Source organism: Hydrogenophaga sp. SL48, from assembly GCF_021729865.1.
In the GTDB taxonomy this organism is placed as follows: Bacteria; Pseudomonadota; Gammaproteobacteria; order Burkholderiales; family Burkholderiaceae_C; genus Hydrogenophaga.
Genome location: NZ_CP063400.1, coordinates 4,818,236 through 4,845,029, shown reverse-complemented (window position 1 = coordinate 4,845,029; position 26,794 = coordinate 4,818,236). Strand labels below are relative to the sequence as shown.

35 protein-coding genes are annotated in these 26,794 nt (G+C 63.7%); 7 read left to right on the top strand and 28 right to left on the bottom strand.

From position 1 onward, the window contains the following. Both IM738_RS23060 and IM738_RS23055 read right to left on the bottom strand, forming a co-directional pair. The gene (locus IM738_RS23060) at positions 1 to 1,269 is read right to left on the bottom strand and encodes an MFS transporter (RefSeq protein ID WP_236963352.1); all 1,269 of its coding nucleotides are present in this window, start codon (positions 1,267 to 1,269) and stop codon (positions 1 to 3) included. Next, on the bottom strand, positions 1,266 to 1,802 hold the full coding sequence (locus IM738_RS23055; protein WP_236963351.1) for a hypothetical protein: 537 nt from the start codon (positions 1,800 to 1,802) through the stop codon (positions 1,266 to 1,268). The genes IM738_RS23060 and IM738_RS23055 overlap by 4 nt, the downstream gene beginning before the upstream one ends. A 56-nt stretch (positions 1,803 to 1,858) precedes the next feature. Here IM738_RS23055 and IM738_RS23050 point away from each other — a divergent pair, with 56 nt between their 5' ends. The 3 genes from IM738_RS23050 to IM738_RS23040 all read left to right on the top strand — a co-directional run bounded on the left by IM738_RS23050 (position 1,859) and on the right by IM738_RS23040 (position 4,173). Further along, a complete protein-coding gene (locus IM738_RS23050; RefSeq protein ID WP_236963350.1) occupies positions 1,859 to 3,124 on the top strand; it encodes a CaiB/BaiF CoA transferase family protein in 1,266 nt (421 codons plus the stop codon). 41 nt (positions 3,125 to 3,165) lie between these two features. Then, entirely contained in the window at positions 3,166 to 3,576 is a 411-nt protein-coding gene (locus IM738_RS23045; RefSeq protein ID WP_236963349.1) for a hypothetical protein, read from the top strand. 81 nt (positions 3,577 to 3,657) lie between these two features. Further along, positions 3,658 to 4,173: a TlpA family protein disulfide reductase gene (locus tag IM738_RS23040; protein ID WP_442908461.1), complete on the top strand. Its 516-nt coding sequence runs from the start codon at positions 3,658 to 3,660 to the stop codon at positions 4,171 to 4,173. Positions 4,174 to 4,254: 81 nt separating this feature from the next. Here IM738_RS23040 and IM738_RS23035 read toward each other — a convergent pair whose 3' ends face one another. Then, on the bottom strand, positions 4,255 to 4,707 hold the full coding sequence (locus IM738_RS23035) for a c-type cytochrome (protein WP_236963348.1): 453 nt from the start codon (positions 4,705 to 4,707) through the stop codon (positions 4,255 to 4,257). A 150-nt stretch (positions 4,708 to 4,857) separates the two neighbouring features. On the opposite strand from IM738_RS23035, the gene IM738_RS23030 reads away from it, so the two are divergent. Next, entirely contained in the window at positions 4,858 to 5,529 is a 672-nt protein-coding gene (locus IM738_RS23030) for a cytochrome b/b6 domain-containing protein (RefSeq protein WP_236963347.1), read from the top strand. A 60-nt stretch (positions 5,530 to 5,589) separates the two neighbouring features. After that, positions 5,590 to 6,090, top strand: a complete 501-nt coding sequence (locus tag IM738_RS23025; RefSeq protein WP_236963346.1) for a GNAT family N-acetyltransferase — start codon at positions 5,590 to 5,592, stop codon at positions 6,088 to 6,090. 77 nt (positions 6,091 to 6,167) lie between these two features. Here the strand turns inward: IM738_RS23025 and IM738_RS23020 are convergent, their stop codons facing one another. The 22 genes from IM738_RS23020 to IM738_RS22915 form a co-directional block, all read right to left on the bottom strand. Beyond that, on the bottom strand, positions 6,168 to 6,680 hold the full coding sequence (locus IM738_RS23020; RefSeq protein WP_236963345.1) for a peroxiredoxin: 513 nt from the start codon (positions 6,678 to 6,680) through the stop codon (positions 6,168 to 6,170). 132 nt (positions 6,681 to 6,812) lie between these two features. Next, positions 6,813 to 7,082 (bottom strand): 30S ribosomal protein S17, encoded by a 270-nt coding sequence (gene rpsQ / locus IM738_RS23015; protein WP_077334611.1) that lies wholly within the window; start codon positions 7,080 to 7,082, stop codon positions 6,813 to 6,815. Positions 7,083 to 7,093: 11 nt separating this feature from the next. Next, entirely contained in the window at positions 7,094 to 7,297 is a 204-nt protein-coding gene (rpmC, locus tag IM738_RS23010) for a 50S ribosomal protein L29 (protein WP_077334609.1), read from the bottom strand. 15 nt (positions 7,298 to 7,312) lie between these two features. After that, entirely contained in the window at positions 7,313 to 7,729 is a 417-nt protein-coding gene (rplP, locus tag IM738_RS23005) for a 50S ribosomal protein L16 (RefSeq protein WP_077334607.1), read from the bottom strand. A 2-nt stretch (positions 7,730 to 7,731) separates the two neighbouring features. After that, positions 7,732 to 8,607, bottom strand: a complete 876-nt coding sequence (rpsC, locus tag IM738_RS23000; protein ID WP_236963344.1) for a 30S ribosomal protein S3 — start codon at positions 8,605 to 8,607, stop codon at positions 7,732 to 7,734. 15 nt (positions 8,608 to 8,622) lie between these two features. Continuing rightward, complete coding sequence (gene rplV, locus IM738_RS22995) at positions 8,623 to 8,958, bottom strand: 50S ribosomal protein L22 (RefSeq protein ID WP_236963343.1); 336 nt, start codon at positions 8,956 to 8,958, stop codon at positions 8,623 to 8,625. Positions 8,959 to 8,967: 9 nt separating this feature from the next. After that, positions 8,968 to 9,243, bottom strand: coding sequence for a 30S ribosomal protein S19 (gene rpsS, locus IM738_RS22990; RefSeq protein WP_077334601.1), 276 nt, complete (start codon positions 9,241 to 9,243; stop codon positions 8,968 to 8,970). Positions 9,244 to 9,255: 12 nt separating this feature from the next. Then, entirely contained in the window at positions 9,256 to 10,080 is an 825-nt protein-coding gene (gene rplB / locus IM738_RS22985; RefSeq protein WP_236963342.1) for a 50S ribosomal protein L2, read from the bottom strand. 2 nt (positions 10,081 to 10,082) lie between these two features. Further along, positions 10,083 to 10,397 carry a 50S ribosomal protein L23 gene (gene rplW, locus IM738_RS22980; protein WP_077334596.1) on the bottom strand — a complete coding sequence of 105 codons (315 nt, stop codon included), beginning with the start codon at positions 10,395 to 10,397 and terminating at the stop codon, positions 10,083 to 10,085. After that, positions 10,394 to 11,014 (bottom strand): 50S ribosomal protein L4, encoded by a 621-nt coding sequence (gene rplD, locus IM738_RS22975; protein WP_077334594.1) that lies wholly within the window; start codon positions 11,012 to 11,014, stop codon positions 10,394 to 10,396. Before rplD ends, rplW begins: the two co-directional genes overlap by 4 nt. Beyond that, positions 11,014 to 11,688, bottom strand: coding sequence for a 50S ribosomal protein L3 (gene rplC, locus IM738_RS22970; RefSeq protein ID WP_077334592.1), 675 nt, complete (start codon positions 11,686 to 11,688; stop codon positions 11,014 to 11,016). Before rplC ends, rplD begins: the two co-directional genes overlap by 1 nt. A gap of 209 nt (positions 11,689 to 11,897) precedes the next feature. Beyond that, a complete protein-coding gene (gene rpsJ / locus IM738_RS22965) occupies positions 11,898 to 12,212 on the bottom strand; it encodes a 30S ribosomal protein S10 (protein ID WP_068174613.1) in 315 nt (104 codons plus the stop codon). A 12-nt stretch (positions 12,213 to 12,224) separates the two neighbouring features. Beyond that, a complete protein-coding gene (tuf, locus tag IM738_RS22960; protein ID WP_236963341.1) occupies positions 12,225 to 13,415 on the bottom strand; it encodes an elongation factor Tu in 1,191 nt (396 codons plus the stop codon). Between the two features lie 109 nt (positions 13,416 to 13,524). After that, the gene (gene fusA / locus IM738_RS22955) at positions 13,525 to 15,627 is read right to left on the bottom strand and encodes an elongation factor G (RefSeq protein WP_236963340.1); all 2,103 of its coding nucleotides are present in this window, start codon (positions 15,625 to 15,627) and stop codon (positions 13,525 to 13,527) included. 100 nt (positions 15,628 to 15,727) lie between these two features. After that, positions 15,728 to 16,198 (bottom strand): 30S ribosomal protein S7, encoded by a 471-nt coding sequence (gene rpsG / locus IM738_RS22950; RefSeq protein ID WP_068169697.1) that lies wholly within the window; start codon positions 16,196 to 16,198, stop codon positions 15,728 to 15,730. A 153-nt stretch (positions 16,199 to 16,351) separates the two neighbouring features. After that, a complete protein-coding gene (gene rpsL, locus IM738_RS22945; protein WP_056266875.1) occupies positions 16,352 to 16,729 on the bottom strand; it encodes a 30S ribosomal protein S12 in 378 nt (125 codons plus the stop codon). Between the two features lie 172 nt (positions 16,730 to 16,901). Further along, positions 16,902 to 18,083: a D-alanyl-D-alanine carboxypeptidase family protein gene (locus tag IM738_RS22940; protein WP_236966390.1), complete on the bottom strand. Its 1,182-nt coding sequence runs from the start codon at positions 18,081 to 18,083 to the stop codon at positions 16,902 to 16,904. A gap of 34 nt (positions 18,084 to 18,117) precedes the next feature. Continuing rightward, positions 18,118 to 18,741, bottom strand: coding sequence for an alpha/beta hydrolase (locus IM738_RS22935; RefSeq protein ID WP_236963339.1), 624 nt, complete (start codon positions 18,739 to 18,741; stop codon positions 18,118 to 18,120). A gap of 42 nt (positions 18,742 to 18,783) precedes the next feature. Then, positions 18,784 to 19,122: a (2Fe-2S) ferredoxin domain-containing protein gene (locus IM738_RS22930; RefSeq protein WP_236963338.1), complete on the bottom strand. Its 339-nt coding sequence runs from the start codon at positions 19,120 to 19,122 to the stop codon at positions 18,784 to 18,786. A 21-nt stretch (positions 19,123 to 19,143) separates the two neighbouring features. After that, complete coding sequence (locus tag IM738_RS22925; RefSeq protein ID WP_236966389.1) at positions 19,144 to 20,220, bottom strand: VanZ family protein; 1,077 nt, start codon at positions 20,218 to 20,220, stop codon at positions 19,144 to 19,146. A 37-nt stretch (positions 20,221 to 20,257) separates the two neighbouring features. Then, positions 20,258 to 20,686, bottom strand: a complete 429-nt coding sequence (locus tag IM738_RS22920) for a CopD family protein (protein WP_236963337.1) — start codon at positions 20,684 to 20,686, stop codon at positions 20,258 to 20,260. A gap of 260 nt (positions 20,687 to 20,946) precedes the next feature. Continuing rightward, a complete protein-coding gene (locus tag IM738_RS22915; protein ID WP_236963336.1) occupies positions 20,947 to 22,074 on the bottom strand; it encodes a hypothetical protein in 1,128 nt (375 codons plus the stop codon). 291 nt (positions 22,075 to 22,365) lie between these two features. On the opposite strand from IM738_RS22915, the gene hemB reads away from it, so the two are divergent. Both hemB and IM738_RS22905 read left to right on the top strand, forming a co-directional pair. Further along, the gene (gene hemB / locus IM738_RS22910; protein ID WP_236963335.1) at positions 22,366 to 23,367 is read left to right on the top strand and encodes a porphobilinogen synthase; all 1,002 of its coding nucleotides are present in this window, start codon (positions 22,366 to 22,368) and stop codon (positions 23,365 to 23,367) included. Between the two features lie 10 nt (positions 23,368 to 23,377). Beyond that, positions 23,378 to 24,487, top strand: coding sequence for a magnesium transporter CorA family protein (locus IM738_RS22905; protein ID WP_236963334.1), 1,110 nt, complete (start codon positions 23,378 to 23,380; stop codon positions 24,485 to 24,487). A 36-nt stretch (positions 24,488 to 24,523) separates the two neighbouring features. On the opposite strand, the gene IM738_RS22900 is transcribed toward IM738_RS22905, so the two are convergent. Genes IM738_RS22900 through IM738_RS22890 form a run of 3 tightly spaced genes read right to left on the bottom strand, consistent with a single transcriptional unit; the run spans position 24,524 to position 26,786 of the window. After that, complete coding sequence (locus tag IM738_RS22900) at positions 24,524 to 25,174, bottom strand: glutathione S-transferase family protein (protein WP_236963333.1); 651 nt, start codon at positions 25,172 to 25,174, stop codon at positions 24,524 to 24,526. Further along, entirely contained in the window at positions 25,171 to 26,046 is an 876-nt protein-coding gene (locus tag IM738_RS22895) for an amidohydrolase (RefSeq protein WP_236966388.1), read from the bottom strand. The genes IM738_RS22900 and IM738_RS22895 overlap by 4 nt, the downstream gene beginning before the upstream one ends. Positions 26,047 to 26,102: 56 nt before the next feature. Next, complete coding sequence (locus tag IM738_RS22890) at positions 26,103 to 26,786, bottom strand: dienelactone hydrolase family protein (protein ID WP_236963332.1); 684 nt, start codon at positions 26,784 to 26,786, stop codon at positions 26,103 to 26,105. Positions 26,787 to 26,794 lie beyond the last annotated feature (8 nt).

The window sequence follows — 26,794 nt, the reverse complement described above, 5'->3', positions numbered from 1 at the left end:
TTAGCCCCGGCCGCTCCTGAGCTGCAGGCGGTGTCCGCGCAGAAAGAGGGTGTACGCCCCCAGACAGCACAGACCGAAGACACCGATGGCGCCGCGAAAGCTGTCCGGGGTGTCCCAACCCAGCCTGCCGAAGGCATCGATCAGCAGGCCGATCACCCACTGCACGGTGAACACGCCCGCGAAAATCACCAGGTTGTAGGCCGAGAGCGCACGCCCCGCCGCGTGCGCCGGCAGCGCCAGCGCCACCGCGGGCTGTGACAGGGACACGAAGGTGCTGCAGACGCAGAACGCCGCCCACATCGGCCAGCCGGCGCCCGCACCGAGCCAGACGATGGCACCCAGCACCAGAAAGCTCGACGGCAATCCCCAGGCGATGAGCCGCTCGGCCCGCAGGCCCCGGCGCGCGAGGTGCGGATTGACCATGCCCCAGAGCCAGAACGCCGTGAGCATGCACAGGTTGATGCCGAACAGGCCGAGTGCCGACTGCGCTGGCGTGTAGTCGGCCACCTTCACCATCCACGGCCCGGCCCACAGCGTCTGCACCGCGACCATGCCGCCGTAGTTGAAAAAGCCGATCGGCAGCATCTGCCTGAAATAGGGGTGACGCCAGATGTCCCGGTAGCCCACCGGGGGTGCGGCCAACGAAGGCGCGTCCGCCGCCTTTCGCCAGGCCGGCACCATCGCGGCCAGGCCCAGCATCGACACCAGCACCAACCCCGCCAGCAACCAGAACAGGCCTCGCCAGCCCAGCACCGGCATCAGCCACTGCACCGGCAGCGTGGAGGCCACCATGCCCAGCGAGCCCGTCATCAGCATCCAGGAGTTGGCGCGCATCTGCGTGGCCGGTGGCAGCCAGCGCCGGTAGCCCGTGAGCGGCGCCATGAGGCAGGCGCTCACGCCCATGCCGGTCAGCACGCGCGCGGCCAGCAGACCGGCGAAGCTGGTGGCCAGCGCAAACGCTGCGCAGCCCAGCACCGCCACACCGAGAAAAGCGAGGATCACCCGGCGCGGGCCGTGGCGGTCCAGCCAGGCACCCAGCGGCAACTGGGTGAGCGCGAACCCGAAAAAGTAGCCGCCCGCCAGCAAGCCCAGGTCACTGGCCGTGAGCGCCAACTCGGTGCTGAGCACCGGCGAGAGCGTGGCCGTGACGGCGCGCACCAGCGCCGACAGGAAATAGGCGAGCGCAAACGCCAGGAACACCCAGACCGCCTGGCGCGCGCCCAGCCATTCGTTCTCCGTCGGCGCCAACGGCTCGGCGGACGACCTCATGGGGCCGACAGGCGCAGGCCGGCGTAGAACGCCTCCACCGCCTCGTCCGGCAGTGTCACGCCGTAGACCGCCGCCTGAAAGACCCGTGATCCCTGGGCGAAGTACGCGGCGCGCGTCTGCACCGGCTGGCCCTGCGGGTCCTGGCCTTGCGCCCTCACACCCAGCACCGAGGGCGCCCCTGCCACGGTCACCGCCCACCGGGTGGACGGGTCATCGGCCGGCGTGGGCGCCACACGGATGGATTGCAGGCTCGCGCTGCGCCAGGCCACGAGCGCGGGCGCCACCTGGGCGGCATTGCCCACATCGGCCCAGGCGACGGCAAAGCGCATGCCGCCGGCCTCACAGCTGTGCATGTGCAACTCGGTGGGCGTGCCTGCGAGAGGCACAGGGCGCGTCGCGCGCTCGGGTTTGCAGGGCATGAGTGCCAGCAGCGGCACACCATCCAGTCGCAGTTCGCGCCAGTTGAGGGTGGGGCTGCAGGCGCCCAGGACGAGCAGCGCCGACAGTGCAGCGGCGCGGGAAGAAAACGTCAACGGAGTCTCCGAAATGCGCGACAGCATGGCGCCGCCGCGGCGGGCACAATGGCCCGATGAACGCTCTGGATGGTATCCGCATACTCGATTTGTCCCGCGTGCTCGCCGGGCCCTGGTGCACGCAAACGCTGGCCGATCTGGGCGCCGACGTGGTGAAGGTGGAGCGCCCGCCCGGCCCCAGCCACCCCGGCGGCGACGACACCCGCGGCTGGGGCCCGCCCTTCCTGAAAGGCCGCGACGGCGCCGACACCGCCGAGGCCGCCTACTACCTCGGCGCGAACCGCAACAAGCGATCCATCACCTGCGACATCGCCCAACCCGAAGGCCAGGCGCTGATCCGCGAACTCGCCGCCAAGGCCGACGTGTTCGTGGAGAACTACAAGGTCGGCGACATGGCGCGCTACGGGCTCGATTTCGCTTCGCTGCACGCGATCAACCCGAAGCTGGTCTATTGCTCCATCACCGGCTTCGGCCAGACCGGGCCGTACAAAGACCGCGCGGGCTACGACTACGCGATCCAGGGCATGGGCGGCTTGATGAGCGTGACCGGCGAACGTGACGACCTGCCTGGCGGCGGCCCACAGAAGGTGGGCGTGGCGGTGGCCGATCTGTTCACTGGGCTCTACGCCACGGTCGCCATCCAGGCCGCGCTGCGGCACGCCGAACGCACCGGCGAGGGACAACACATCGACATGGCCCTGCTCGACACGCAGGTCGCCATGCTCGCCAACCTGGGTGCCAACTACCTGGTGCGCGGCCGCGAGGACGGCCAGGTGCCCGGTCGCGCCGGCAACGCCCATGTCAACATCGTGCCCTACCAGGTGTTCGAGGTCGCACCCGACGCCCAGGGGCAGCCGCAACACGTCATCCTGGCCGTGGGCAACGACAGCCAGTTCGCCAAATTCTGCGAGGTGGCCGGTTGCCCTGAGCTGGCCACCGACGAACGCTTCGCCCGCAACCAGAACCGCGTGCGCCACCGAGCCGTGCTGGTGCCCCTGTTGGAAAACACCATGAAGACCCGGAGCAAGGCCGACTGGCTCGCCGCGCTCGAAGCCGCCAAGGTGCCCGGCGGCCCGATCAACAACCTGGCCGAGGTGTTTGCCAACCCCCACGTGCAGGCGCGTCAGATGGTGCAGACCTGGCAGCACCCATGGGCTGACCGGGTGGACCTGGTCGCCAGCCCGCTCAAGCTCAGCGCCACACCCGTGCGCAGCGACCTGCCGCCGCCCCTGCTGGGCGAGCACACCGCCGCGGTGCTGGCCGACTGGCTCGGCTCCGACGAAGCACGCTTGGCGGAACTTCGCGCTCGCGGTATCGTCTGAAGTTCATCAGCAATTGCTGATATTCACCACACCGAGGTTCCATGAACGCTCCCACACCAACCGCCCTGCCCACCCCGGCGTCGCTGCGCGGCGCCGCCCAAGCCGCCGCCGCGCTGGGCGAACCGCTGGTGGTGATGACCACGCTGGCCGGTTGCCCCTACTGCGACCTGGTGCGCAACCACCACCTGCTGCCCATGCGGCGCGCGGGCCAAGTGCACGCGGTGCAGATCGACACCCGCGACCGCACCAGCAACCTGCAAGGCTTTCAGGGCGAAAACACCACGCCTGCTGAACAGGCCAGCGTGTGGAAGGCACGCTTTGCGCCCACGGTGCTGTTTCTGGGCCCGCAAGGTCAGGAACTGGCCGAGCGGCTGGTGGGCGTGGCGGTGGCCGACTTTTACGGCGAGTACCTGGACGCGCGCCTCCAGGCGGCCCGACAGCGGCTTCGTTGACGAGGGATATTCGCGTCAAATGCTGAACTCCCGGACAATCGGGTGATCACACGTTCCGTGTGCCCCTTTCCACAACATGCCATGACACCCGATTCTTCCCTCCGTCGCCGAACCCTCACCGTCTTGCTCGCCCTGGGGGGCGCCGGGATGCTGGGTCTGGGCGGATGCGCCGCCGGCGATGAGGCCCCGGCCTCCAACTTCGTGCTGCTGGACGGCACCACCACCACCACCGAGCAACTCAAGGGCAAGGTGACCTTGGTGAACTTCTGGGCCACCACCTGCGTGACCTGTGTCAAGGAAATGCCGTCGCTGGTGTCCACCTACAAAAAATACCAGGACAAGGGCTTCGAGACGGTGGCGGTGGCCATGAGCTACGACCAGCCCGCCTGGGTGCTCAACTACGCGCAGACCCGCCAACTGCCTTTCAAGGTGGCGCTCGACAACACCGGGGACATCGCCAAAAGCTGGGGCGACGTGAAGCTCACGCCCACCACCTACCTGGTGGACAAGCAGGGTCGGATCGTCAAACGCTTCGTCGGCGAACCCGACTTCACCGCGCTGCACGGCCTGATCGAGGAGCTTCTGGCGAAAGGTTGAACCGCGCCGGACACGTCATAGGAAAGGGCTGGTGGTTGCACCAGCCCTTTCTTCATTCAGGCCATCGGCCTCCGTCCAGGCTCACTCCTTGCGAAACGCGTCGTGGCAGGCTTTGCAGCTCTTGCCGGCCGCACCGAACGCCGTCTTGATGGCATCCAGATTCCCCGTTTTGGCTGCGGTGTTGAGCTGGGCCACGGCCGCCTGCATGTCGTCTGCGCTCTTCTTGAACTTGGCCTGCTCCGCCCAGATCTCCGGCTTGGCGCGGGTGTCGCCCTTGTCGGTTCCGGCCACAAAGCCCGCCCACGGCAGCTTGCTCATGGTTTCAACGATGGCGGCGTTTTCGGCCGCGATCTTGGCATCAAAAGGCGCCTTGTCACTGGCCATCGCGCCGATGCGCCCAAAGTGAGTGCCCATCACCGTCAAGGCGGCTTTGCGGTACTTGATGGCATCTTCGGGCTTCTGGAACTGCGCCATGGCCGGCAAAGCGAGCGTGGACACGACAGCAGCGAGCGTGAGCGAAGCGAGCAATTTCATGAGGACTCCTGAGCAGAAAAAGGGTGGTCGGACAAGGTAGCCGTGGGAGCTACCTGGGCGTGAGTGGACGGCCTGCGAAGAAGTTCCGCAGGAACCGAAGTCCGTGTATCTTCTCTATCGATCCTTCAACCGATTTCCGGAAGCCACCACATGCACACCGTTCGCGTCTGGGACCTGCCCACCCGCCTCTTCCACTGGACCTTGGCGGTCTGCGTCATCGGCCTGGTCATCACCGCCAACATGGGTGGCAACTGGATGAACTGGCACCTCCGGCTGGGCTACACGGTGTTGAGTCTGTTGTTGTTCCGCCTGGTCTGGGGCTTCGTCGGAGGGTACTGGTCCCGTTTCAGCACTTTCATTTACGGACCGGCCACGGTGCTGGCCTACCTGCGAGGCGATGGCCCACCCGAGCACCGGGTCGGGCACAACCCGCTGGGCATGTTGTCCGTGCTGGCCCTGCTGTGCATCCTGCTGGCGCAGGTCGGCACGGGTCTGATCGCCGACGACGAGATCGCCTACACGGGGCCGCTGGTGCGCTTCGTGTCAGGGGAGACCATCAGCGACGCCACCAGTTACCACAAGAACGTCGGCAAGTTCATCGTGCTCGGCCTGGTGGTGCTGCACCTGCTGGCCATTGCTTTTTACAAGCTGGTGAAGAAGGACAACCTCGTGCGCCCGATGGTGAGCGGCGACAAGAACGTCGTCGTCCCTGTGCCCAGCGCCCGCGACACGGCCGGGTCTCGCATCGCCGCCCTCGTGGTGTTCGGCCTCTGCGCAGCAGCCGTGTACGGACTGGTCAGCCTGGGCCACATGAACGGATGAGCTGCTTTCGATGCCGGTCGCCTGTCGTATAGTGCGCCTCTTGACCTTCTTGGCACCCCCATGTCATCCCCCCAACACGCCACCGCGTTGTCCCTGACCCCGGCCCAGACGCCCGAGCAATTGCTCGCCATTCGCCACCTGTTCCAGGACTACCAGGCCGATCTGGGCATCGACCTGTGCTTCCAGGGTTTTGAACAGGAACTGAACGAACTGCCTGGGGCTTACGCCGAACCTTCGGGTGCACTGCTGCTGGCCAGCGTCGATGGCCAGCCAGCCGGTTGCTGTGCGTTCAGACCCTTGCTCAACAGCGACCACCTGAACGCCTGCGAGATGAAGCGCCTTTTTGTGCGCCAGGGCTTTCGGGGCCTGGGCCTGGGCCGGCAGCTCGTGGAGGCCATCATCGAGCTGGCCCAGCGGGCCGGCTTCACCACCATGCTGCTGGACACCCTGAACGACATGGAGTCCGCCCGCGCCCTGTACCAGGAGGTGGGTTTCGTTGAAACCGAGCCTTACTACCACAACCCCATTCCAGGCGCGCACTACCTCAAGCTGGACCTGTAGATCGCGGAGCGCGCATGGTCATGAAAAAAGGGCGGGGTGTCTGAGACACCCCGCCCTTTTCACTGACACGAAGCGAATCAGACGCCGGCTTTGGCCTGGGCAAGCAACGTGGCGGCATCGCTCACTTCGAACTTGCCCGGACCTTCGACGTTAAGGGTCTTGACCACGCCATCCTTGATCAACATGGAATAGCGGTTGCTGCGCAAGCCCAGCCCCTTGCCGGTCAAGTCCAGGGTCAGGCCCATGGCCTTGGCAAACGTGGCATCACCGTCACCCAGCATGCGCACCTTGTCGCCGGTCTGCTGATCGCGCGCCCAGGCACCCATCACGAACGCATCGTTCACGCTCAGGCACCAGATCTCGTCCACGCCCGCGGACTTGAACGCGGCGTGCTCCTCGACGAAACCCGGCACGTGTTTGGCCGAGCAGGTGGGGGTGAACGCACCCGGCAGGGCGAACACGGCGATGGTCTTGCCCGCACTGGCCTTGACCGTGTCCACCGGGTTCGGGCCGATGCTGCAGCCGTTGCCTTCGACCTCGACGTACTCCATCAGCGTGGCCGCCGGAATCTTGTCGCCTACCTGGATCATGTGTTGCTCCTCGTGAGATGGCCCGCAGGCCGTGGTGATGAGCCCGACACAAAAATGTCGGGCCGGAAATGAAAAAAGCGACCGAATTGTCGGTCGCTTTTCTCGGCCACGCTGCGAACAGCGGGAACAGGCTTACACCAGCTCGGCCTTTTGCACCAGGCGGGTGGCCACCCAGTTTTTGGTCTTCGACAGCGGACGGCTCTCGGAGATCTCGATCACGTCGCCCATCTTGTACTCGCCCTTTTCGTCATGGGCGTGGTACTTGCTGGACTTCGCCACGATCTTGTCGTAGAGCTCGTGCTTGACGCGACGCTCCACCAGAACCGTCACGGTCTTGGTGCGCTTGTCGCTCACGACCTTGCCGATCAAGGTGCGCTTGAGGGATGTTTTAGCTTCCGTCATGGGTTCGCTCCTTATTTGGCCGCAGCAGCGCGCTGCTTCTCGGCCAGAATCGTCTTGGCACGGGCGATGGAACGACGGGTGTCGCCCAACGTGGCGTTGTTGTTGAGTTGTTGCGTGGCTTTCTGCATGCGAAGACCGAAATGGGCCTTCTGCAGAGACTTCACTTCGGCTTCGAGGCCGGCCACATCCTTTTGGCGCAGTTCAGCAGTTTTCATCTATGTTCTCCTGAATCACTGACCCAGCATGCGCGTCACGAACGTGGTGCGCAGGGGAAGTTTGGCGGCGGCCAGCGTGAAGGCTTCACGAGCCAACTCTTCGGTCACACCCACGATCTCGTACAGCACCTTGCCGGGCTGAATTTCAGCCACGTAGTACTCCACCGAACCCTTGCCGTTGCCCATGCGGACTTCGGCAGGTTTCTGAGAAATCGGCTTGTCCGGAAACACGCGGATCCAGATGCGGCCGCCACGTTTCACGTGACGGGAAATCGCACGGCGTGCGGCTTCGATCTGGCGGGCCGTCAGACGGCCGCGGTCGGTGGACTTCAGACCGAAGTCACCAAAGGCCACCGTCGCGCCACTGGTGGCGACGCCGGTGTTGCGGCCTTTTTGCTCTTTACGGTACTTGCGGCGAGCGGGTTGCAGCATGTTTATTCTCCTTTGCCGTCCGCAGGTGCCCCTGCGGGTGCGTCTTTGCGAACGCGCTTAACGGCGGGTTTGTCGGTGCCGGCGGTGGCTTCAGCAGGCTTGTCGCTGCCATCGGCCGGTGCGGCATTGGCGCCAGGGCGGCGAACCGCAGCGCGGGCAGGAGGACCTGCCGGACGCTCACGGCGCGGACCACGCGGACGACGGTCTTCTTCAGCACGCGGTGCCTCGGCGGCCACGGGCGCATCGTTGCGACCCAGGGTGTCGCCCTTGTAGACCCAGACCTTGACACCGATGATGCCGTAGGTGGTCTTGGCTTCGGAGGTGCCGTAGTCGATGTCGGCGCGCAGGGTGTGAAGTGGCACGCGTCCTTCGCGGTACCACTCGCAGCGTGCGATTTCGATACCGTTCAGACGACCGGACGACATGATCTTGATGCCAAGGGCACCCAGACGCATGGCGTTCTGCATCGCGCGCTTCATGGCGCGGCGGAACATGATCCGCTTTTCGAGCTGCTGTGTGATGGAGTCGGCGATCAGCTTGGCATCGATTTCAGGCTTGCGCACTTCTTCGATGTTCACAGCAACCGGCACGCCCAGCTTGGCGGTCAGGTCTTTCTTCAGCTTCTCGATGTCTTCGCCTTTCTTGCCGATCACCACGCCCGGACGTGCCGAGTAAATGGTGATGCGGGCGTTCTTGGCGGGACGCTCGATCACGACGCGCGACACGGCGGCGTTCTTCAGCTTGCCCTTGAGGTACTCGCGCACCTTGATGTCTTCGGCCAGCATGCCGGCGAAGTCACGGTTGCTGGCGTACCAGCGGCTGGCCCAGTTGCGGGAAACTGCGAGGCGGAACCCGGTTGGGTTGATTTTTTGTCCCATATTCCTGTGACCTCTTCAGTTGCCGACGGTCACATAAATGTGACACGTGGGTTTGCTGATACGGTTGCCACGGCCTTTGGCGCGGGCCGAGAATCGCTTGAGCGTGGTGCCTTGTTCGATGTAGATCGTTTTCACGAACAGTTCGTCGATGTCGGCGCCGTCGTTGTGTTCAGCGTTGGCGATGGCGGAGTCAAGGGCTTTCTTGACAATGCCAGCGGCCTTCTTCTGCGTGAACGACAGGATGTTCAGGGCTTGGTCAACCTTTTTGCCGCGAATCAGGTCCGCAACCAGACGGCCTTTGTCCACCGACAGGCGCACGCCGCGAACAACAGAGCTAGTTTCTGTGGTCATGGTGGTTCCTTACTTCTTGGCTTTTTTGTCGGCCGGGTGGCCTTTGAACGTGCGCGTCAGCGAAAACTCGCCGAGCTTGTGTCCCACCATTTGATCGGTGATGTACACGGGCACGTGCTGCTTGCCGTTGTGCACAGCGATCGTCAGACCGATGAACTCGGGCAGGATCATCGAGCGACGCGACCAGGTCTTGACGGGCTTTTTGTCCTTGGTGGACACGGCCTTCTCCACCTTGGCCATCAGGTGATGGTCAATGAAGGGGCCTTTTTTGAGTGAGCGAGTCATGTTGTCAACCCTTTACTTCTTGCGACGCGAGACGATCATCGACTGCGTGCGGCGGTTGTTGCGGGTGCGATAGCCCTTGGTCAGGTTGCCCCACGGATCCACCGGAGCGCGGCCTTCGCCGGTCTTGCCTTCACCACCACCGTGCGGGTGGTCGATCGGGTTCATCGCGGTACCGCGAACGGTCGGACGGATGCCCATGTGACGCTTCACACCGGCCTTGCCCAGCTGACGCAGGCTGTGCTCGGTGTTGGAGACTTCACCAATGGTGGCGCGGCAGTCCACGTGGACCTTGCGCACTTCGCCAGACCGCATGCGAACCTGGGCGTAGATGCCTTCGCGAGCCAGCAACACCGCCGAAGCGCCAGCGGAGCGGGCGATTTGCGCGCCCTTGCCGACTTGCAGCTCGATGCAGTGGATGGTGGAGCCCACGGGGATGTTGCGGATCGGCAGGGTGTTGCCGACACGGATCGGCGACTCCGAACCGGACAGCAGCGTGGCACCAGCCTCAATGCCACGGGGGGCAATGATGTAGCGGCGCTCACCGTCGGCATAGCACAGCAGCGCAATGTGCGCCGTGCGGTTCGGGTCGTACTCGATACGCTCGACCTTGGCCGGGATGTTGTCCTTGTTGCGACGGAAGTCGACCACGCGGTAGTGGTGCTTGGCACCACCGCCTTTGTGGCGAACCGTGATGTGACCGTTGTTGTTGCGGCCAGCCTTCTGGTGCTGGGGTTCCAACAGCGGTGCGTAACCGTCACCCTTGTGCAGGTGGTCACGCGTGACCTTCACCATGCCGCGACGGCCTGGTGAGGTGGGTTTCATCTTGATAACTGCCATGATTAAACAGCCTCCCCGCCGAAGTTCAGTTCCTGACCCGGCATCAGCGTCACATAGGCCTTGCGCACGTGGTCACGGCGACCAACGGATTTGCCAAAGCGCTTGGACTTGCCCTTTTGGTTGAGCACCGAAACGCCCTTGACCTGCACCTTGAACATCAACTCCACAGCGGCCTTGATCTCAGGTTTGGAAGCGTCACGCAGCACCTTGAACAGCACGGCGTTGGATTGCTCAGCGGCTTGTGTGGCCTTTTCCGACACGATCGGCGCGACGAGCACCTGCATCAGACGGCCTTCGTCGTATTTTGTGACGCTCATGCGAACATCTCCTTGAGCTGGTCGATGGCAGCTTTGGTGACGAGCACCTTCTTGTAATGCACCAGCGACACCGGGTCTGCGTAACGGGGCTCGACGACGAGTACGTTGGGCAGGTTGCGCGAAGCCAGGTACAGGTTCTCGTCGACCTCCTCGGCGATCACCAGCACATGGCTCAGGTTCATGGCCTTGAACTTGTCGGCCAGCTGCTTGGTCTTGGGCGAATCCACCTTGATGGAATCGACCACGGCCAAGCGGCCTTCACGAACCAGTTGCGAGAAGATGGACGCCATGCCGGCGCGGTACATCTTCTTATTGAGCTTCTGGGTGAAGTTCTCGTCAGGGCTGTTCGGGAAGATACGACCACCGCCGCGCCACAGCGGGGAAGAGGTCATACCGGCGCGGGCGCGGCCCGTGCCTTTTTGCTTGAACGGCTTCTTGGTCGAGTGATGGACCTGCTCGCGGTCTTTCTGGGCACGCGTACCTTGACGGGCGTTGGCTTGATAAGCCACCACCAGCTGGTGAATCAGCGCTTCGTTGTAGTCACGACCAAACACGGTCTCAGGCACATCCACATTGGACGAAGCCTGACCCTGGTCGTTCAGGAGTTCAACTTGCATCAGTTAGCTCCCTTGTTGACTTTGGCCTTGATGGCGGGCAGGACGGTCAGGAAACCGCCGTTCGAGCCCGGCACAGCGCCACGGATCATCAGCAGCTGACGGGCTTCGTCAACACGGAAGATGTCCAGGTTCTGGATGGTCTTGGTTTGATCGCCCATGTGGCCGGTCATTTTCTTGCCCGGGAACACGCGACCCGGATCCTGGGCCATGGAGATCGAACCCGGCACATTGTGCGAACGGCTGTTGCCGTGCGACGCGCGCTGGGATTTGAAGTTGTGGCGCTTGATGGTGCCAGCGAAGCCTTTACCGATGGAAGTGCCTTGCACATCCACCTTCTGGCCAGCCGCAAACACCACATTGGCAGCAACCACGGCACCGGGCTGGTACTGGGCGGCCACGTCGGCAGCGACACGAAATTCCTGGATGATTTCACCCGCTTCAACACCGGCCTTGGCCAGGTGGCCCGCAATGGGCTTGGTGACGCGGGAGGCACGGCGGGCACCAAAGGTGACCTGCAGCGCATCGTAGCCATCGTTGGCTTGGGTTTTCACTTGCGTCACACGGTTGTTGGACACATCGACCACCGTGACAGGCACTGCGTCCCCGTCATCGGTGAACAGACGCATCATGCCCACCTTGCGACCCAACAACCCGAGGGAGTTGCTAAGACTCATTGTTTTCTCCGTTCCCGACTTCAATTGGCCGGGGCTGATGGTGTGCCCGTCAGCGCCTTGCGGCACCGCTGCGACACGTTGTTAAGGCATACCCGGTTGGGTAGCGCCGAAAAACGAATATCTCTCGAGCAAGAAGCTCGAAAGCCCGCCAGTATAACCGGCGGGCTCTTTTTGCGCAAGCCCCGCAAATGCGGAGCCTTAGAACCGCATCACTGCAGCTTGATTTCGACGTCCACACCAGCCGGGAGGTCCAGCTTCATGAGGGCATCGACGGTCTTGTCGGTTGGATCGACGATGTCCATCAGGCGCTGGTGCGTGCGGATTTCCAGCTGATCGCGCGAGGTTTTGTTGACGTGCGGCGAACGCAGGATGTCGAAACGCTTCATGCGGGTCGGCAGGGGCACGGGGCCCTTGACGATCGCACCGGTACGCTTGGCGGTGTCCACGATCTCGGCGGCCGAGGTGTCGATCAGTTTGTAGTCAAACGCCTTCAGGCGGATGCGGATCTTTTGCTTGGAAGACATGTGTGTGCTCCTTTACGCAATGATCTTGGCGACGACACCAGCGCCGACGGTACGACCACCTTCGCGGATGGCGAAGCGCAGGCCTTCTTCCATGGCGATGGGGTTGATCAGCTTGACCGTGATCGACACGTTGTCACCCGGCATCACCATCTCTTTGCCTTCAGGCAGCTCGATGGCACCGGTCACATCCGTCGTGCGGAAGTAGAACTGCGGGCGGTAGTTGTTGAAGAACGGCGTGTGACGGCCACCTTCGTCCTTGGACAGCACGTAGATCTCGCCGGTGAAGTGCGTGTGCGGCTTGATCGAGCCGGGCTTGCACAGCACCTGGCCGCGCTGCACGTCTTCGCGCTTGGTGCCGCGCAGCAAGATACCAACGTTGTCGCCAGCCTGACCCTGGTCCAGCAGCTTGCGGAACATTTCCACGCCCGTGCAGGTGGTCTTCTGGGTGTCGGCGATACCGACGATCTCGATTTCTTCGCCGACCTTGATGATGCCGCGCTCGATACGACCGGTCACGACGGTGCCGCGACCCGAGATGGAGAACACGTCTTCCACAGGCATCAGGAAGGCACCGTCCACAGCGCGCTCAGGCAGGGGAATGTAGGTGTCCAGCGCTTCGGCCAGCTTCATGATGGCCTCTTCGCCCAGCGGACCCTTGTCGCCTTCGAGGGCGAGCTTGGCCGAGCCGTGCACGATGGGGGTCTTGTCGCCGGGGAAGTCGTACTTGTCGAGCAGCTCGCGCACTTCCATTTCAACGAGTTCGAGCAGTTCGGCGTCGTCCACCATGTCGCACTTGTTCAGGAACACGATGATGTAAGGCACGCCCACCTGGCGGGCCAGCAGGATGTGCTCGCGGGTCTGGGGCATGGGACCGTCAGCGGCCGAGCACACCAGGATGGCGCCATCCATCTGGGCAGCGCCGGTGATCATGTTTTTCACATAGTCAGCGTGGCCGGGGCAGTCAACGTGGGCGTAGTGGCGGTTGGCCGTCTCGTATTCCACGTGGGCGGTGTTGATGGTGATGCCGCGGGCTTTTTCTTCCGGAGCCGCATCGATCTGGTCGTAGGCCTTGGCCGCGCCGCCAAACTTGGACGCCAGCACCGTGGTGATGGCCGCCGTCAGCGTCGTCTTGCCATGATCCACGTGGCCAATGGTGCCTACGTTCACGTGCGGCTTGGTCCGCTCAAATTTCTCTTTTGCCATTTTTCAATTCCTAGAAAGAACAAACCCGTGTCATGGTTTTAGGTCTGCACCACACTGCTGATTCGCCCCGCACGGGGACAGGGCGGCGCGTGATCGCAGACCGGCTGAATTACTTGGAGCGCGCGGCAACAATGGCTTCTGCCACGTTGCGCGGAGCTTCGGAGTAGTGCTTGAACTCCATCGTGTAGGTGGCACGGCCTTGCGTCGCAGAGCGCAGCGAGGTCGAGTAGCCGAACATTTCGGACAGCGGCACTTCGGCTTTGATCGCCTTGCCACCACCGACCATGTCTTCCATGCCCTGCACCATACCGCGACGGCTGGAAAGGTCGCCCATCACGGTACCGGCGTAGTCTTCCGGCGTTTCCACTTCCACAGCCATCATGGGTTCGAGGATGACCGGCTGGGCCTTGCGGCAGCCTTCCTTGAAACCGAAAATCGCCGCCATCTTGAATGCCAGTTCGTTCGAGTCCACGTCGTGGTACGAGCCGAAGTGCAGCGTGACCTTGACATCCACCACCGGGTAACCGGCCAAGACGCCTTGACCCAGGGCTTCGTTCACACCCTTTTCAACCGCCGGAATGAATTCGCGCGGCACCACGCCGCCCTTGATCGCATCGACGAACTCGAAGCCCTTACCGGCTTCCTGCGGCTCGATTTTCAGCACGACGTGGCCGTACTGGCCCTTGCCGCCGGACTGGCGCACGAACTTGCCTTCGGCCTCTTCCACGGTGCCACGAATGGTTTCGCGGTAAGCCACCTGCGGCTTGCCCACGTTGGCTTCCACACCGAATTCGCGCTTCATGCGATCAACGATGATTTCCAGGTGCAGTTCGCCCATGCCGGCGATGATGGTCTGACCGGATTCTTCGTCGGTGCGCACGCGGAACGACGGATCTTCGGCGGCCAGGCGGCTGAGGGCAATGCCCATCTTCTCCTGGTCGGTCTTGGTCTTGGGTTCGACCGCCTGGGCGATCACCGGCTCCGGGAACACCATGCGTTCCAGCGTGATGATGGCGGACGGGTCGCACAGGGTCTCTCCAGTGGTCACGTCTTTCAGGCCCACGCAGGCAGCAATGTCACCAGCGCGGATTTCTTCCACTTCCTGGCGGTTGTTGGCGTGCATCTGCACGATACGGCCGATGCGCTCTTTCTTGCCCTTGACCGCGTTGTAGACGGTGTCGCCCTTCTTGAGCACGCCGGAATACACGCGCACGAAAGTCAGCTGACCCACGAACGGATCGGTCATCAACTTGAACGCCAGCGCGGACAACTTTTCGTCGTCGTCGGCCCTGCGGCTGGTAGGCTCTTCGTCTTCATTGGTGCCACCCACGGGAGGAATGTCCACCGGAGACGGCAGCAACTCGACCACCGCGTCGAGCATGCGCTGCACACCCTTGTTCTTGAAGGCGGTGCCGCACAGCATGGGCTGGATTTCGCAAGCCAGCGTGCGGGCACGCAACCCCGCGGTGATTTCTGCCTCGGAGAGATCACCCTCTTCGAGGTACTTGTTCATCAGCTCTTCGGTGGCTTCGGCCGCAGCTTCCACCATTTTTTCGCGCCATTCCTTGGCCTGCTCAAGCAGGTTGGCTGGAATTTCTTCGAAGGTGAACTTCATGCCCTGGGAAGCTTCGTCCCAGATGATCGCCTTCATCTTGCGCAGGTCCACCACGCCGGTGAAGTGCTCTTCAGCGCCAATGGGGATCACGATCGGCACTGGCGTCGCTTTCAGGCGAAGCTTCATCTGATCGACGACTTTGAAGAAGTTGGCACCGGTACGGTCCATCTTGTTCACAAAGGCCAGGCGCGGCACCTTGTACTTGTTGGCCTGGCGCCAAACGGTTTCCGACTGGGGCTGCACGCCACCCACGGCACAGTACACCATGCAGGCACCATCCAGCACGCGCATGGAACGCTCCACCTCGATGGTGAAGTCCACGTGGCCGGGGGTGTCGATGATGTTGAAACGGTGCTCAGGGAAGGAGTTGTCCATCCCTTTCCAGAAGCAGGTCGTGGCAGCGGAGGTGATCGTGATGCCACGCTCCTGCTCCTGCTCCATCCAGTCCATGGTGGCCGCGCCGTCGTGCACTTCGCCGATCTTGTGATTCACACCCGTGTAGAAAAGGATGCGCTCGGTGGTCGTGGTCTTGCCAGCGTCGATGTGCGCCGAAATACCGATGTTGCGATAACGCTCAAGGGGCGTATTGCGTGCCATGAAATTTCTCCAAAATTAAGTACCAAAGCCCGCGACCCTTTTGGGGCCAGCGGGCTTGCTTCTGACAAAGCTGGCGGGCTCGATTGAAACCCGCAAAAAATCAGAAGCGGAAGTGGCTGAACGCCTTGTTGGCTTCGGCCATGCGGTGCACTTCGTCACGCTTCTTCATGGCGCCGCCACGGCCTTCGGTGGCCTCGATCAGCTCGTTGGCTAGGCGCATGGCCATGGACTTTTCGCTGCGCTTGCGCGCGGCCTCCTTGATCCAGCGCATCGACAGCGCCAGGCGACGGACCGGGCGCACTTCAACGGGCACCTGGTAGTTCGCACCACCCACGCGGCGGGACTTGACCTCCACCATGGGCTTGACGTTGTTGATGGCGATGGAGAAGGCTTCGACCGGGTCTTTGCCAGTCTTTTTCTCGATCTGCTCCAGCGCACCGTAAATGATGCGCTCGGCGACAGCTTTTTTGCCGCCTTCCATGATCACGTTCATGAACTTGGAGAGCTCGACGTTGCCGAACTTGGGATCCGGCAGGATTTCACGTTTAGGGACTTCGCGACGACGTGGCATTTTTACACCTCAAATTTGCTTCAGTTGGCGTCTTTTCAGACACCGCGAGAACCCAGCAAGGCCCTCACTTACTCGACCCGACGCCGACATGGCGCTTTGGGGTCACTACGCTCGACACGGCTTGCCGGCCGGCCAAACACCGAGAAACCAGGATTATTTGGCCTTGGGCTTCTTCGCGCCGTACTTGGAGCGCGACTGCTTGCGGTCTTTCACACCCTGCAGGTCCAGCGAACCGCGCACGATGTGGTAACGCACACCAGGCAAGTCCTTGACACGACCGCCGCGAACCAGCACGACGCTGTGCTCCTGCAGGTTGTGGCCTTCGCCGCCGATGTAGGAGATGACCTCAAAACCGTTGGTCAGGCGCACCTTGGCGACTTTACGCAGAGCGGAGTTGGGCTTCTTGGGGGTCGTGGTGTACACACGGGTGCACACACCGCGACGCTGCGGAGAGTTTTCCATGGCCGGGCTCTTGGATTTGGTCTTTTCGACCTCCCGGCCGTGGCGCACGAGTTGATTGATGGTTGGCATGAAAGAAACGTCCCTAAACGTTTGAAAAAAGCGAAGACGAGATCTCCTCGGAAATTTCCGAAGAGCCTTCGACTATATCACGGGCCCACACTTGTGCCAAACACCGCCCGTTGGGCAGGCGTTATTCACAGGCAGAGCAAGCGCGAAACACCACCGGTGAGAGCCAGCGGGATCACTGAATCCAGAGGCGCAGGGCATCCCAGGCGCGGCCCAGCATCCCGCTTTCCTCCACCGTCTCGAGTACCGTCAGGGGAACATCGGCCACCGGGTCGCCGCTGCCCAGTCGCACGCGCAGCACGCCCACCTGCTGCCCGCGCTGCAATGGGGCCACCAGCGGATCGGGGCGGGTGATTTCGGTTTTGAGGCGCACGCCCTCGCCCGCAGGCACTGAAACCACCACACCCTCCGGCTTGCCCAGCTTGACCACATCGCTCTTCCCTTTCCAGACACGGGGCGAGCTCACAGGCGCACCTTCGGGACTCAGACGCACCGCTTCATAGGCGGTGTAACCCCAATTCAACAGTTTCTGGCTCTCCGCAGCTCGCGCGTTTTCACTGGACGCCCCAAGCAGCACGCTGAGCAGGCGGCGCTGCCCCTGCGGCCCAGCCCCCAGCGCAGCCGACGGCCGGTGAGCGGTGGCCACCAGGCAATAACCGGCAGCATCGGTGTGCCCTGTCTTGAGGCCATCGACGCTGGGATCGCGAAACAGCAACAGGTTGCGGTTGGTGTCGTTGGCGCCTGGCGTGCCCGGGTAGCGGTAGCGCTGGATGGCGTAGTACGGCACAAAGTCGGGGAAGTCCCGCATCAGGCGGGTGGCCAGAGTGGCCAGATCCCTCGCGGTCGTGGTGTGGCCTGCCACGGTGAGGCCCTCGGGATTCTTGAAGGCACTGGCGGTCATGCCCAGCGCCTTGGCCTGCTGGTTCATCATCTCCACAAAGCGCTCGGAACTGCCCCCCACGCCTTCGGCCAGCGCCATGGTGGCATCGTTGCCTGACTGCACGATCATGCCTTTGAGCAAGTCCTCGACAGGCACCTTCATCTTGGGATCGATGAACATGCGCGAACCTGGCATCCGCCACGCCTTCTCGCTCACAGGCAAGGTCTGCGCGAGACTGAGCTTGCCCGACTTCAGCGCGTCGAACACCAGGTAGGCGGTCATGAGCTTGGTCAGGGACGCCGGCTCCACCGGCTTGTCCGGATCTTTGGCGGCCAGCACATGCCCGGACGTGACATCCAGCAGCAGGTAAGCGCGCGCAGCCACCTCGGGCGGTTGCGGCAAAGCCGACAAGGCAGGAAGGGGCAGACACAAGGTCAGCGAGAGAAGACAGGAGAAAGACAGGCGACGCAGCAACATCCGGTTCCAGAAAAGTAAAAATCCCGCTTGCCGTTCAGGCTCGCAGGTGACGCAACACCAGCTCGCGCAACAGTGGCAACTGGCCATGAAAAAAATGGCCCCCTCCAGGGACCACAAGAACCGGCAAAGTCTGGGGCCGAGCCCAATCCATCACCGAAGCGAGCGGCACAGTGTCGTCCTGCTCGCCATGAACCACCAGACTGCGCAGATGCAGCTCGGGAGGCACCTGCGCCACATCAAACCGGCTGGCAGCCGTGCCCACCAAGATGAGCCGCTGGATGTCACGTCTGGGGTGCAACTGGGCAGCCGCATGGCTGGTGACAAAGGCGCCAAACGAAAACCCCGCCAGGCACAGCGCCCCTTCGGGCGCCTGGACATCAATCACAGACAACAGGTCCGACAACTCTCCGCGACCCTCGTCGTACACGCCCGCGCTCCCCCCCACCCCGCGAAAGTTGAAGCGCACGGCATTCCAGCCCGCCAACACACAGGCCCGAGCCAAGGTCTGGACCACCTTGTTGGTCATGGTTCCACCGTGCAGCGGGTGCGGATGGGACAGCACGGCCGTGCCGAGGGGTGCCGAGGCCGGCCGGTCGATCGCCAACTCCAAGGTGCCTGCCGGACCCGCCTGGGTGAGGTGTTCAGTCTGAGCATTCACGACGGTCGCCCCTCACAGACTCGAACACAGGGCCACCCGACATCAGCGGCCCACATCGGACGGCGTGACCAGTCGCTGCACGACCACGCCATCACGCAGGTGGGATTGCACGATTTCATCGATGTCCTGTTCATCAACGTAGCTGTACCAGACCGCCTCGGGATACACGACCGCGATGGGCCCGCCCGCACACCGGTCCAGACAACCGGCCTTGTTGACCCGGACCTTGCCTGGCCCGAGCAGGCCCAGGGTTTTCGCCTGGCTCTTGCAGCGATCAAAGGCCGCCTGCGCCTTGTGCTGGGCACAGCAGTCTTCGCCGTTGTCGCGCTGGTTCAGGCAGAAGAAGATATGCCGTTCGTAATAGGATTTGTTTTCAACCATCGGCGGATTTTAGTGGCGTGCCTACCGCCCCACAGACGACCGGGCCACTGCGCGCAGACCAAACACCATCGCGGCGAAAGGCCACACCCAGCCCAGCCACTGGGACAGGCCGTGGAAGCGGATGAAACGCCCCTGCTCCCATACCTCCAGTGATTGATCGAAGTAGGCGCTCACGGGCGCCCGGTTGAGCAAGCTCAACGACACAGCCAGCCCCATCAACAGCGCCACGTGACAGAGGCGGCGGGGCAGAAACAACGCGGCCAAGCCCGCGATGAAAGCCAGCCCCATGCCCATGATGGCCGGCCCATTGATCCAGGCCCAGGCGTGGTCCGGGCCGTAGGTCAGGGCGGCGGACAACGCAGCTGCACCCAATCCACCCACAAACAGCATCACCAGAAACACCAGCCGGCGCCACACAGAGCGCACATCGCCGTAACCCATGAGCAATGGCGTCAGCAACCCCAATGCCACACAGAGCGCCTCGGCCAGCGGGCTCAAGGGAAACACAGGCTCAGCCCGCATAGGCACCCATTCCAGAAAGGGGGTCTCAGCAAGCAACCGGGCCAGCCCTCCTTCGAGACGGTCCCACACCTGCCCCAGGCCAAAGGGAACGGAGACCGGATACAGCAGCGCAAAAGGCCACAGCGCCAGCAACACCAGCGACCCATGGGCTTGCGGCTCGAACCAGTCGGCACGGAACTGGCTCCAGCGCCGCAAACCACCCAGACGCTCCAGAATCCATGCGAAACAGACACCCAGCGCGGCGCCGGCCGCGTTCAGTGCGAAATCCAGGTTGGAGGGCACGCGCATCGGCAGGAAATTCTGGAGTGACTCGACCGCCAGCGACAGGCTGGCCGCCGCCAGCACTGCGAGGGGCCATGCCCAGCGACCCCACCCGGAGCGCAACAAGGCCACCGCCAGCAAGAAGCCCAATGGGCCATAACCCACCAGGTTGGCACCCACATCAAAGCCTGTCCAATATTGAGGAAGAGGTGCGCCGACAAAATTCGTGATGGGAGCGCCCGGCCAGCGCCAGCCCACAAATGGGTAGAGGCTCGCGTACACCACCAGTGCCGCAAACAGCAGCGCCAAAGGCATGGCGGAGGAACGTGGCGTCACGGATGCCCCCTGGGCATCAAAAGGGTTTCACAACCACCAGCACGACCACCATCACCAACATGATGACCGGCGCCTCGTTGAACCAACGGTACCAGACATGCCCACGCCGATTGGCCCCGCGCTCGAAGCGGCGCAGCATGAGAGCGCAGGTATGGTGGTATCCGAGGATGAGCAGGACCAGGGCGAGCTTGGCGTGCATCCAGCCGTTGCCCGCCCCCCAGCCAATGCCGTAGCCCATCCACAACCAGACACCCAGCGCCAGGGCAGGCACGGCCAGCATCGTGGTGAAACGCATGAGTTTGCGGGCCATCAACAGCAGGCGCTCGCGCTCGGCCACGCTCTCAGGAGGCACCATCGCCAGGTTGACAAAGATGCGCGGCAAATAGAACAGCCCAGCGAACCAGCTGGCCACAAAGACAATGTGAAAGGACTTGACCCAGAGCATCAGGCCAGTTTAGCCGCGTCCTCATGCCGCGCTTTCACCATCAGGCCGGCGAGCAGGCAAAAAAAACCCGGCCACAGGGCCGGGTCAGGAAGCCTTTTTGCTGTCACACACTAAGGCACCCGCTCAGGGAGGAAAAGCGGGGAGCGCACCCTAGAGCACGCTCGGTGCATATGTTACAACAAAAACCGGTAAATAAACAAAACACCCTGTCAGGTCTGACAGGGTGTTTGAGCATACCATTTGTTTTTAGTTACAAGGTATTACATCATTTTGGCCAACTCGAACATCACAGCGGTCCCAAGGGCTTCCCGAATGTTCCCCCGACCCACTTTGGCCATGGAAAACTCCCCAAATCCCGACATGTCGAACGAACTGTCGTCCGGCGAAATCTCGACAAAGGGAAACTCAAACACTTCACGCAACAGCTCGTTGCGGAACCGATCAAAGTTCTCGTCCTTGATCTCGGAGTCAACCACAATGAGGTTGGGCATGCGTCCCTTGATCGCATCGCGAGCCTGGTTGAAATCCACCACACTGTCTGACGAGATGCCGATCTCACGCAGTGCGTCGCGCACATCGGCACGGATCTGCAGGCTGGGAGAGATGGTCAGCACGTAGGTGCCTGACAGCGACTTGAACATGGATGAGTGTTCGTCCGAGAGTTCCACCGCAGAAATGCCGTCCACCGCCTGAACAGTCCGGTTGAACAGGGCCGTGAAGCTCACGCCCTCGCCCGAAACATCACGGGTCACCTCAATGCCACCGGCGGCCAATGCGATCTGGCGGATCAGCATCCAGCTCAGGCTGTCCGAGGACGTGCTGCTCGACGGTGGCACACCGTCGTTCGACACGCGCATCAGCAAGCGGGCGTGCTGCGGCCAGGCGTTGAGGTCCACGCGCACATCCACCCGGTTGCCGAACGGCAGGCCCCAGTCGAGCACCGCGTTCACGAAGGTGTGCGCCACGGTCGGATCGATGAGCACTTCCACCGGTTTGAGCTTGCGCCGCAAGGCAATGCCGAGGATGCCCAGCTCCTGCTTGCGCTCCTGCAACACACCCTCAACGAGGTCTGCCATGTTGATTTTTTCGTGTGACTGCCGGATGCGTCCGCCGTAAAAGCGCTGGATCTGCTGCGCACTGATGCCCGCGAGCTTGATGCGCTCGGCCGGGACGTTCAGCGTGCGGTGCTCCAGCTTGGTGATGCGCCCTTTGGCGAGCAACTGGTCGATCTGGCTTTGAAGCGCGCTCACGTTTTCGGTGAACTGGTCCGACAGCGAAGACAGCAGTTCGGGCCAATGGTCGTCCAGGGACCAGGCGTCAGCTTCCGCAGGGGCACCCGGCTTGTTGGCTGCGGGCGGTTTCGCATTGCTGGTTTTGGTTGGTTGCATGGCAGGGCTCGTTCATGAAAAAGCTGGCGCCCTCCGTTCCGGGCTGATCGGGTGGTCGCAAAGACGACGCAGAAACAGGTCGGAACGGCACTGGCGAAGGTTGAAAAGAACACCACCCGGGCTCTTTGTCACACCCGGTGGCTGCGTTTTTTCGCGGCAGAGTGAATACAAACTACTGCAGTGTTCAATCATCGCGGTTTTTTTACGATTTGCAACATCCCGTTGTGGCCGGCTGGCGCCACCGGTCCTGTTGCCGCGCCCGGCATGGAGCGTCTTTGCCACAATAACAGGATGCACACCCCCGCCCCCTACCCCCTTTCCCGTCCCCGTCGCCTGCGCCGCGACGCCTTCACCCGTGACCTGGTGCGCGAGCACCGGCTCAGCCCGGCGGACTTCATCTACCCGGTGTTCGTGCTCGATGGCGCCCAACGGCGCGAGGCGGTCGGCTCCATGCCGGGCGTGGAGCGCCTGAGCCTGGACCTGCTGCTGCCGGTGGCCGAGGACTGTGTGAAGCTGGGCATTCCGGTGATGGCGCTGTTCCCGGTGATCGATGCCTCGCTCAAGACGCCCGATGGCCAGGAGGCCATGAACCCCGATGGGCTGGTGCCGCGCGTGGTGCGCGCCTTGAAACAGCACTTCCCCCAGCTGGGGGTGATGACCGACGTGGCCCTCGACCCCTACACCAGCCACGGTCAGGACGGGGTGCTGGACGACAACAACTACATCCTGAACGATCCGACGGTGAAGATCCTGGTGAAGCAGGCGCTCACACAGGCCGAAGCCGGCGTGGACATGGTGGCGCCGAGCGACATGATGGACGGTCGCATCGGCGCGATCCGCCAGGCGCTGGAGGCCCAAGGCCTTGTCCACACCCGCATCATGGCCTACAGCGCCAAGTACGCGAGCGCCTTCTACGGCCCGTTCCGCGACGCCGTGGGCTCGGCCGCCAACCTCGGCAAGGCCGACAAGAAGGTCTACCAGATGGACCCGGGCAACAGCGACGAAGCCTTGCGCGAGGTGGCGCTGGACATCGCCGAAGGCGCCGACATGGTGATGGTCAAACCCGGCATGCCTTACCTGGACATCGTGCGCCGCGTGAAGGATCAGTTCCACATGCCGACCTTCGCCTACCAGGTCAGTGGCGAGTACGCCATGCTCAAGGCGGCCGCCCTCAACGGCTGGCTCGACCACGACGCGGTGATGATGGAAAGCCTGCTGGCCTTCAAGCGCGCGGGCGCCGACGGTGTGCTGACCTACTTCGCGCGCGACGCGGCCCGGCTGCTGCGCGGCTGAGCCCCCTCCCATGCGGGTCTTCCACATCCAGCCTTCGGGCGTCATCGAAACCTCGGAACTGCCCCAGCAGCTGCCCGGGCAAGGTTTTGTCTGGATCGCCTGTGGCCGGCGTGAACTGGAGGTTGAACTGGCGGCCGTGCAGGCGACGCTGCAGCTGCTGTGCGGCGTACCGCTGGTGGACCTGCACCTCTCGGACCTGCTGAACAACCAGCTGCCATCGCACTACGATTTCACCTCCCGGTACGACATGCTGGCGTTCCGCCGCCTGGCCGCCGGTCACAGCGAAACCGACCTGGAGCACCCGGGCGCTGTGCTCACCACACCGCTCAAGCGGGGCGGCCCACCGGTGCTGCGCCGCATCGACACCAGCCCGGTCGGCTTTGTGGTCTTCGACCGCATCCTGCTGACCGTGCACCCGGCCGGCTGCACGGTTCTGGAGAGCTATGCCTCCCGGCTGCTGGCACCCGGCAGCGCCACGCTGCGCGCGGTGGGCACCCAGTGGCCCGCCAGCCCGCCCGACCTGATGCTTCGCATCGTCAACCTGATGGTCGATGGTTTCCTGGAGTTGCGGCGCGAACTCACCCGTCAGCTCGACCACTGGCAGGCCGAGCTGCTGCGCCCGTCCGCCCGCTTCAACAACTGGGGGTCGCTGCTGGACGCGCGCAACGCCCTGCACCACCTCGACGAGATCTGCGAGGACCAGCGCGCCGCCATCCAGGACTGGATCGAGGCGCTGGCGGCCTGGGAGCCGGACGAGCACATCGGCGGGCAGCGTGGCCTGGAGCTGATCAAGGTGCGCAGCCGGGACGTGCTGGAGCACATAGAGCGGGTGGTGCACCACGTGCGCCGGCTGGAGCAAAACGCCGAGATCGCGGTGCAAATGCACTTTTCGGCGCAGAGCAACCGCACCAACGACATCATGCGCACGCTCACGGCGCTGACTGCGATCTTCCTGCCCCTGAACCTGATCGCGGGCATCTTCGGCATGAACTTCGAGTTCATCCCCCTGCTGCATCAGGAGTCGGGCTTCTGGTGGGCCATGGGGTCCATGCTGATCACGGCCGGGGTGCTGGGCGTGCTGTTCTGGCGCAAGCGCTACCTGGCCCGGACCGGCCGGTAGAACAGGTCAGCGGCCGAGCGCCTTGCGCTCAGCCGCTCAGACGAAGGGCGGGGTCAGGCCTTCGTTGGCCAGGGCGCGCTGCACCGCCGGGCGCGCCAGCATGCGCTCCAGATAGGGCCCGAGCTGGCGCTTGTCGCGGGCCGGCGAGGACGCGAAGTGGCGTGTCCAGCGGCACAGGGTGAACACATACGGGTCGAGTGCCGAGTAGGCCTCGCCCATGAACCACGGCCCGCCGTGCCGGGCCAGTTCGTTGTCGAGTTGCTTGAGCAGGTTGTTCACGCGGGTTTCGGCGTGCTGCTTCACTTCCGCCGCCCCCGCCGCGTTGTCGGCGTTGACCCAGCGCTCGGGGTAGAAATAGACGATGAGCGTGGCCTGCAGCGAGTTGGTCAGCCACATCAGCCACTTGTAGAAATGCGCCCGTTCGGCCGTGCCCAGCGCGGGCGCCAGGCCGCTGGCCGGGTGCGTGTCGCACAGGTGCAGGCAGATCGCGGCGGTTTCGTACAGCACCAGGTCCCCGTCGGTGAGCACCGGGATCAGGCCATTGGGGTTGAGCTTCAGGTAGGCCGTGGTCTTCTGCACGTCGTGCGTGCGGTCCACGAGCACGCGCTCGTACGGCAGGCCCAGCTCTTCGAGCAGGATGTGGGGCACCATGCTGGCGGTGCTGGGAAAGTAATGCAGCTGGATCATCGGGTGGCGGGGGCGTTCTGGTGGAGGCCAAACAGTTGCGCTCCATTGTTCCACGCGATGCGGCGCGCCACGTCGGCGGGCAGCCCGCCGAGCCAGGCGCGGTAGCCCTGCATGAGTTCGTCGTAGTACAGCCAGCGCTGGTTGACCCAGGTGTCGGAGCCGATCATGAAACGCTCGGGGTACTTGAGCAGCAGCGCACGCCACTCGGGGCAGAGCTGGCCACCGTCGCAGGTGAGGCCGGGGCGGTACGAGAGTTCACCCATCAGTCGCGGGTAACGCGCGAACAGCTCGTCGACCCGCGCGACAGGCGCGCCGGAGATGCCGGTGTGCGCCCAGATCAACAGCTGCTTTTGCCCCTTCGACGGCGTGTTCGCCATCAGCAGGTCGATGGCCACGTCGTCCACGTGGGCCAGGATGGCCAGGTCCTTCTGCTCGGCCAGCGCCATGAGCTGTTTCGCGACGGGGCCGTTGGCGTTGGCGCTGTCGTACAGGTGGAATTCACCCAGGCCCCGGTAGGCGCCGGCCGGTGTGCCCCGGGCCAGCTCGGTCTGCACCATCTCGGCGATGGTCCCGTCGGCGAACCAGCCGCTGTAGTCGGCGCGGTTGCGGTAGAGGCGCACGAAGGGCACCACCGTCACGCCGGCGGCGCGGGTCTGCTCGCGCGCGCCCGCCAGGGCGAGGGTGCCGGCGTTGGGTCGGGAATTGGCGAGCACGGCGCGCACACCGTTGCGCTGCATGCGCGCGAGCACGTCGGTCAGCGGGTGCGGGCACCCGGGCGAGGGCGTGTCGTGCACGCAGGCTTCGTCGTTGTAGTGCAGGTGGGCGTCGAACAGCGGGCCGGCATAGGGCGTCTGCGCGAACGCACGGCCCATCAACGCCAGCCCCAGCGCCACCAGACCGGACAGGCGTGCCCCGCTGCCCATGGCCGTCAGCCCAGGTGCTGGGCGAAGAAGGCCAGCGTGCGCTCCCGCGCCAGCTTCGCGGACGGCGCGTCCCAGCTGCCGCGCTGGTCGCAGTTGAAGCCGTGGTGGGCCGGGTACAGGTGCACGGTCACCGCGGGGTGCTTCTCTTGGAACGCCTGCACGCCGTCGAGCGGAATCCAGTGGTCCTGCTCGGCGAAGTGGGCCATCACCGGCACCTTCGGCTCTCGCGCGGCTTCGGCCTCGGTGGTCATGCCGCCGCCATAGAAAGGCGCCGCGGCCGTCAGGCCGTTCAGCATGCAGGCCGCGCGCCAGGTGAGCAGGCCACCCCAGCAGTAACCCAGGATGCCGACTTTTCCACCTTGCGCGGCGTGGTTCACGGCGGCCTGGATGTCGGCCAGCACCCCCGGTGCGGGCAGGGCCTCCACGGCGGTCTTGAGCGCCATGCCCGAGCCCATGTCGGCCTCGGTGTAGCCGAGCTCCACGCCCGCCTGGACACGGTGGAAGGTGCTCGGCGCCACGACGAAGTAGCCGTCGGCCGCGTAACCGTCGGCCACCGCGCGGATGTGGCTGTTGACGCCGAAGATCTCCTGCAGCACGACCAGCCCGCCTTTCGGCGCCCCGCTGGGTGAGGCCACGTAAGCCGGAAAAACGAAGCCGTCGGCGGCGGTGAGGTTCACGAACTGACCCATGGGCATGT